The 6,478-nt window shown below is 35.6% G+C and carries 7 protein-coding genes and 1 rRNA gene; 3 read left to right on the forward strand and 5 right to left on the reverse strand.

Going from position 1 to position 6,478, the window contains the following annotated elements:
• Positions 1–50: 50 nt before the first annotated feature.
• Positions 51–557 carry an ester cyclase gene (locus ACIF8R_RS12515; RefSeq protein ID WP_396481083.1) on the forward strand — a complete coding sequence of 169 codons (507 nt, stop codon included), beginning with the start codon at positions 51–53 and terminating at the stop codon, positions 555–557.
• A gap of 46 nt (positions 558–603) precedes the next feature.
• Here ACIF8R_RS12515 and ACIF8R_RS12520 read toward each other — a convergent pair whose 3' ends face one another.
• The 3 genes from ACIF8R_RS12520 to ACIF8R_RS12530 are packed head-to-tail and all read right to left on the reverse strand — an operon-like array spanning position 604 to position 2,356.
• On the reverse strand, positions 604–1,020 hold the full coding sequence (locus tag ACIF8R_RS12520; protein WP_002051216.1) for an acyl-CoA thioesterase: 417 nt from the start codon (positions 1,018–1,020) through the stop codon (positions 604–606).
• A gap of 1 nt (position 1,021) precedes the next feature.
• Complete coding sequence (trxC, locus tag ACIF8R_RS12525; RefSeq protein ID WP_002051446.1) at positions 1,022–1,459, reverse strand: thioredoxin TrxC; 438 nt, start codon at positions 1,457–1,459, stop codon at positions 1,022–1,024.
• Positions 1,460–2,356 (reverse strand): alpha/beta hydrolase, encoded by an 897-nt coding sequence (locus ACIF8R_RS12530; RefSeq protein WP_039253040.1) that lies wholly within the window; start codon positions 2,354–2,356, stop codon positions 1,460–1,462.
• A gap of 192 nt (positions 2,357–2,548) precedes the next feature.
• On the opposite strand from ACIF8R_RS12530, the gene ACIF8R_RS12535 reads away from it, so the two are divergent.
• On the forward strand, positions 2,549–2,884 hold the full coding sequence (locus ACIF8R_RS12535) for a TIGR01244 family sulfur transferase (protein ID WP_002051574.1): 336 nt from the start codon (positions 2,549–2,551) through the stop codon (positions 2,882–2,884).
• Positions 2,885–3,174: 290 nt separating this feature from the next.
• On the opposite strand, the gene ACIF8R_RS12540 is transcribed toward ACIF8R_RS12535, so the two are convergent.
• Entirely contained in the window at positions 3,175–4,656 is a 1,482-nt protein-coding gene (locus tag ACIF8R_RS12540; protein ID WP_396481086.1) for an Ig-like domain-containing protein, read from the reverse strand.
• A 147-nt stretch (positions 4,657–4,803) separates the two neighbouring features.
• Between ACIF8R_RS12540 and ACIF8R_RS12545 the strand changes: the two genes are divergently transcribed.
• Positions 4,804–6,177 (forward strand): dihydrolipoyl dehydrogenase, encoded by a 1,374-nt coding sequence (locus ACIF8R_RS12545; RefSeq protein ID WP_396481088.1) that lies wholly within the window; start codon positions 4,804–4,806, stop codon positions 6,175–6,177.
• 192 nt (positions 6,178–6,369) lie between these two features.
• Here the strand turns inward: ACIF8R_RS12545 and rrf are convergent.
• Positions 6,370–6,478: ribosomal RNA gene (gene rrf, locus ACIF8R_RS12550) — 5S ribosomal RNA — on the reverse strand; the annotation flags it as partial.

Raw genomic sequence — 6,478 nt, forward strand, 5'->3', positions numbered from 1 at the left:
GTTATTTACCTCAAGATATAAAAATTACAATTTTATATCTTGAGGTCACAATGAAAAAAATATTGATTCTATCCTCGTTATTTACTAGTTTCATATTTACATCAATTACGACTTACGCTGCCGACCCCACAAATAAAACCAATAAAATTGTTCAATCAAAAACTGAAACAATCGATAAAATAAGTGCTCAAAATAAAAAAATAGTAGTCGACTTTTATGAAGGTGTCTTTTTAAAACATCAAGTTAAAGAATATGCCGACCGTTATATTGGCCATCAATATATTCAGCACAATCCCAACGTTCCTGATGGGAAAGCTCCTTTTGTTAATTTCTTCACTGAGAAATTCCAAAAAAATCCACAAGCTAAAAATGAGATTAAACGTACGATTGCTGAAGGTAATCTTGTCGTTTTACATGTCCATTCGACTGAAAACGAAAAAGACCGAGGCCGAGCAATTATTGATATTTTCCGTGTAGAAAATGGAAAAATTGTAGAGCATTGGGATGTGATACAAAACATTCCAGAGCAAAGTAAAAACTCTAATACAATGTTTTAGTTATAGAAATTAAAGCCTGAATACTTATATTCAGGCTTTAAATATTTTATTGAGTTTCTAAAAACTTTTGTTTCGCTTCTTCTGGAATCTGACGCTTATTACCTTTTACATCAACAGCGACAAAGGTAAAAACACCTTCGGTAATACGAATTGGAGCACGAGAATCATCATGACTATCCCAAACTTCAATTTGCATTTGAATAGACGTATTACCTACTTTTAAGATTTTGGTATAGCAGCTAATGACAAAGCCTACTTTTACCGGAACCAAAAAGGTCATCTGATTAATGGAAATCGTGGCACAGCGTCCACGACTAAAACGCTCTGCGTGAATTGCTCCAGCCAAGTCCATTTGTGACACGATCCACCCACCAAACACATCACCACTCCAGTTTGTATCTGCTGGCATGGCAATCGTTTGTAAGGATAAAATTCCTTCTGGTTTGGTATAAGCTTCTGACACCTTAGCTCCCGAAATTCGTTTGAAGTTGTTGATCTAGCCACTGTTGCAATTCGGGCGCGCGTAATGCACCGCTCATTCGAGCAACTTCTGTGGTTTTATTCATTAATACAAGCGTAGGAATACTTCTCACATTAAATGCTTGGCTTAAGCGAGGAGACTCTTCGGTATTAATCTTGGCAAAAATGACACGTGGATTTTGTTTTGCAACTTGTGCAAAATGTGGCGCCATCATTTTACAAGGTCCACACCATTCTGCCCATAAATCTATCAAAATAGGCAGATCACTATTTGTGATGTAGTTACTAAAGTTTTGTTCATTTAACTCAATCGGCGCAAGCGGAAGTAATGGCTGATGGCATTGGCCACAACTCGGTTGCGCACTAAGTTTTTCCTCTGGAACTCTATTTTTTGCACCACACGATGCACATACAATAATCATTTACATCACTCCTATATGCTGATGTAAAAATTCTAATTGGGTCGTCACTGCTTTTTCAAACCATGAACCGTGATAGATATCAAAATGTTTCATATCCCACTCATGATAACTCACAAAAGGAGCAATATTGGTTGCAGCTTCACGACTAGACTCAATTGGAATTAAAGAATCATGCTGAGCAGCAATAAATAAAACTGGAATATTAATCTGACGTACGAGTTGAATTGGACGGTAACGCATCAAATTAAAAAAGACGCGTGCAGGAACTTCTCCACTCCAATAATAATCTGGATTTACAATCGATAAATACCCATAGTAACTATCTGCTGTTGGCATAAAACATAATTTAAGTTGATCAACAACAGGTAATCTCTTTGGATTAAGGCCCATTTTTGAACCCATATAATCTTGGCTCGATAGCTTCAAAGCTTGAGGGTAACGCTGTAAGGGATATAGTTTTGCTGTTTCAGCACCGTCTACATATGGAATTTGTACCATAATGGCCTGAATATTTTTCAGTTCAGAAGCTAGACTTAAAGCATACCCCCCACTTAAAGATGTGCCCCACAAAACAATTCTTCGATTATCTATAAGTTTACAAGTGGAGGCGTATTGAATAATGGTCTTCCAATCTTCAAGCTGAGAGTTGATAGAAATCATCTCTCGGGGCTTACCTGTACTCCCACCCCAATATCGATAATCAAATAAAATAACAGCATAGCCTGCCTGAGCGAAACGCTGCGCATATTGGATAAGCTTGAATTGACGTAAGCCGGCAAAACCATGTGCCATGATAATTACCGCGGATTTATTATTTGTTTTTGGAATATAAAAGTCAGCTGCGATCATTTCCTGATCACATGGAACATATAAAGGCTCAACCGTATAAGCGTGCATATGTGCTCCGTGGCATTATGGTCGAAGTAATGAATTTACAAAAAACATCCTGATCGCCTTTTAAAAATCTATAGCTGTTCTTTTACATAAATTTTATCTATGTAGGAACAACGTTTTAGTGTCTTGTATCTCAGGTTAAGCTTAATGCTATGATACAGCATAAGAGGTTTTATTAAATTTTGGAGTGACGAAATGTCAGATAATGTTGGTTTCGCAGGTCAAATTGGTCCAGAACATGTAGACCAAGTTGTCGAAAAAGGATTTAAATCTATTATCAATAACCGCCCTGACATGGAAGGTGGTCCAGAACAACCAACAAGTGCTCAAATTGAAGAAGCAGCACGTCAAGCAGGTCTAGATTACGTTTATCAACCTGTAGTTGCAGGTCAAATTACTGAGCTTGATGTCCGTACTTTTGCAAATCACTATAATGAACTTCCAAAACCTGTTCTTATGTTTTGCCGTACAGGAAACCGTTCAAACAATCTTTATCAATTAGCCAAACAAATGGATTTGTTAGACGATTAAATTATTGAACGAGCTAACCAGAAGCTCTATTTTTATTTAAAAGTAGAGCTTTCATTAATAAAAAGAATATATATGACTGCATCAATTCAACAGATATATAAATAGTCTTCAGCTAAAGTATTCAAATCACTTTAAATTTTTCAGTTTTATTATGAATAAACTTATATTCTTACTGGTAAGTTGCCTTATTCTTAGTGCATGCTCATCTATGCAGGTTCGACCTACTGTAGGTGTCAGTATGGGAACACAACTCTAAAAAAGAAGCAGCTTAAATGCTGCTTCTTTTTATATTAATTACCATTTGAACAGTTTGGATCTAACCCATATGGGCTTCCTATATTCGGGGCAATATGATCACTCACAGTCACATCCTTTTTCAAGTAATCTAAAGTAAGAGATGTAGAGCCTTTGATTAAACTTCCCGAAACTGTAGATTTAGCAGTTAACTGAACCGTTAACCACGATGCATAAATTTTAGGATATTGAATCTTAAGGTCAAAGCGACCATTCCCATCTGTTGTGTATTTATTGTTGGTTGCAGCGGTACCAGCACTATTAATATATGATACAACCTGAACTGTAGAATTTTCTTTAAGCGGTTTTAATTGGTTAATAACTTCACCATTCATATTTACAGCTTGAACTGGTGCTGTACACGCTGATCTAATAACTGGTAAATATTCATCTGGTTTACCGTCAACTGGAATAGAAGTATCAACAAAATCAAATGCTCCTTTATAATAGGCAAGAGCATTAACACCCATTATTACATCTTGATTTGGTATTGGCTTACCATCAACATCAGTCACTTGTACTGAGATATTTTTATAGTAGTAAACTCCATCACTCGAGTCTTCCATTGTAGTCGGATTATATGCTACAGCAATAGCTCCTACTGCTACTGGTACATCAGAATTAACAACATCAAGTTTATATGTATAAATTTTTGTTGATTGACCAAAATTAGCTTCTAAAACAAGATCATCTGTTACAAATTGAGCAGCGCTATATAATGAAGATCTTTGATTTTCATTAAACGATAACGTATAGGTGATCTGACCATTTGCATCAGTTTGAGTCGCATTTGGTGTAAATCTAACACCGTTTGAGACTGAGTTTTTAACTTTAAGTGTGATCGCTTGGTTTGCTAAAGTTGCACCATTTGCATCTACAGCTGTTAATGTAACAGTTGTTTGATCACCTCTAACATTTAAAGAGGTCTTTGTAGCGTCAAACAATACGATACTCGTGGTATCAGCTTCAGCAGTACTATTACTACCTGTGACTGTCACAGTCTGCTCTTGAGTAAGCGTACCATTATTTGTAGAAGCAATTAATTTAAAACCATTTTTCACTAAATCATTTATGGAACTCGATGTTTTTGGTGTTTTTATAATATATACAGCATTACCTGCTGCATCTGTAGTTTGAGTTGATACTCCTTCTATAGATACATTATTTGTTGGATCAACTAATGCCAAACTAACTTTAGTACCAGCAACACCACCTTTATTTATATCTAGAGCTCTAACAGTAACAGTTAAAGTATCATTCGTTGCAGCAACTGATAATTTATCTAGTTCTATCTTTAAAGCTGTAGCAGTCGCTTGCTGCGATCCACTATTATTACTTCCAGATGAGGAATTACTACTATTTGATGAACCATTCTGGTAATAACCATCACCACCGCCCCCGCCACAACTTGCTAACATAATTGACACAGCTATAGCCGACAACTTCAAGGTAAGTTGTTTTTTATACATACTTTTCATTTCCCCAATCTTTCCTAAAGGTATAAGATTTTTTAATTATTTATATTATTAGTGTAATCATATTCACCACACTCTGTAAACATAAATTACATTGTGTTCTATTATGTAACTTATTAAATAAAAAACTTATAGATATTAGGATTTATAATGTTCGATATAATTATCATCGGCGCAGGTACTGCTGGTATTAGCGCTTATAAAGAAGCCGTTAAACATACCAATAATATTTTAATTATAAATAATGGGCCATGGGATACCACTTGCGCACGTGTAGGGTGTATGCCAAGTAAAGTTCTCATCTCTACAGCAAATCGTATGTATGACATCCAAAATACTCAAGAAGTTGGATTGAGTGCTTCCGTAGATATCAATACTGATCAGGTTATGGAGCATGTAAGAACCTTACGTGACCGTTTTACGAAGGCAACTCTTAAAGATGTAGAGCAATGGCCAACTGAACATAAAATTTCAGGTAAAGCACATTTTATTGATTCGGAAACTATTGAAGTGAATGGTAAACAATACCAATCAAAAAGCTTTATTCTGGCAGTTGGTTCCACTCCTAATTATGATCAAACATGGAAACAAGAATTAGGTGGTCGCCTTATTACCACAGACCAAATATTTGAATTAGATACTCTACCTAAATCTATTGCCGTTATTGGAAGTGGAGTAATTGCTCTTGAGATCGCACAAGCTATGCATCGGTTAGGAGTAGAAACAACTATATTTGCTCGTAGTAAAAGAATTGGAATATTTACTAGCTCTAAATTACAGCAACTTGCTCAAGAAGAGTTAAGTAAAGAGTTAAACTTTTTATTTGAGACATTACCGACCAAAGTAAAATCTACTTCTGATGGCATTATATTAAATTATAAAATTGATGAAAGAGAAAAGTCTATTCAAGCTGAGTATGTATTATCTGCAACAGGCCGTTCAAGCTTACTAGATACACTAAAATTAGAGAATATTGATAAATCTTTTCAGGATATTAAGTTATTACCTATAAATGCTAAAACAAAACAACTAGATAACTATCCAATTTTTATTGCTGGGGATGCTTATACTTCAACGCCGCTACAACATGAAGCTGCACATGAAGGAAAAAAAGTTGTTCATAACTGTCTGAATTATCCACAAGTTAAATCAGTTAAGAGGCTCACTCCATTAGGAATAGTGTTTAGTCATCCAGAAATGGCAATTGTAGGGCAAAGTTATAAACAGCTAACAGATAATAGAGTAGAGTTTGTCACAGGTGAAGCATCTTATGAAAGACAAGGAAGAGCTATCGTTCTTGGAAAAAATAAAGGAGCTATTGAAGTTTATATAGAACGAGAAAGCCAAAAACTGCTTGGTGCCGAGTTATTTACCGAGGCGACAGAGCATATGGCTCACCTATTAAGCTGGATCATTGGTGAAGAATTAACTTTAAAAGATATATTAGAAAAACCTTTTTATCATCCTACTCTTGAAGAGGGCTTACGCACTGCTCTAAAACATGCACGTAGACAATTGAAATAATTATTCTTGGAAGAGTTTACTTAATTAAAGTTAGCTCTTCTATACTTCTTTAAATAGTTTTCTGATCCATTTTCCTTTAGTTTATATTTTATACACATCTCATCTCTAAAGAATTGTGATTAAACTTCGCCTTTATTCCGTGCATAAAGCAACACCCCAATCTCTTTTGAGATTGGGGTGTTTGGAATAATGAGCTGGCGATGACTTACTCTCACATGGGTAACCCCACACTACCATCAGCGCTAAGAGGTTTCACTTCTGAGTTCGGGAAGGGATCAGGTGGTTCACTCTTGCTATGGTC

This window comes from Acinetobacter sp. ABJ_C4_1 (genome assembly GCF_044538495.1).
Lineage (GTDB): Bacteria > Pseudomonadota > Gammaproteobacteria > Pseudomonadales > Moraxellaceae > Acinetobacter > Acinetobacter nosocomialis_A.

What these genes read in the sequence shown, in the direction of transcription:
- ACIF8R_RS12530 (WP_039253040.1), bottom strand. Translation starts at nt 2,356, where the DNA reads ATGCACGCTTATACGGTTGAGCCTTTATATGTTCCATGTGATCAGGAA.
- ACIF8R_RS12535 (WP_002051574.1), top strand. Translation starts at nt 2,549, where the DNA reads ATGTCAGATAATGTTGGTTTCGCAGGTCAAATTGGTCCAGAACATGTA.
- ACIF8R_RS12545 (WP_396481088.1), top strand. Translation starts at nt 4,804, where the DNA reads ATGTTCGATATAATTATCATCGGCGCAGGTACTGCTGGTATTAGCGCT.
- ACIF8R_RS12540 (WP_396481086.1), bottom strand. Translation starts at nt 4,656, where the DNA reads ATGAAAAGTATGTATAAAAAACAACTTACCTTGAAGTTGTCGGCTATA.
- trxC (WP_002051446.1), bottom strand. Translation starts at nt 1,459, where the DNA reads ATGATTATTGTATGTGCATCGTGTGGTGCAAAAAATAGAGTTCCAGAG.
- ACIF8R_RS12515 (WP_396481083.1), top strand. Translation starts at nt 51, where the DNA reads ATGAAAAAAATATTGATTCTATCCTCGTTATTTACTAGTTTCATATTT.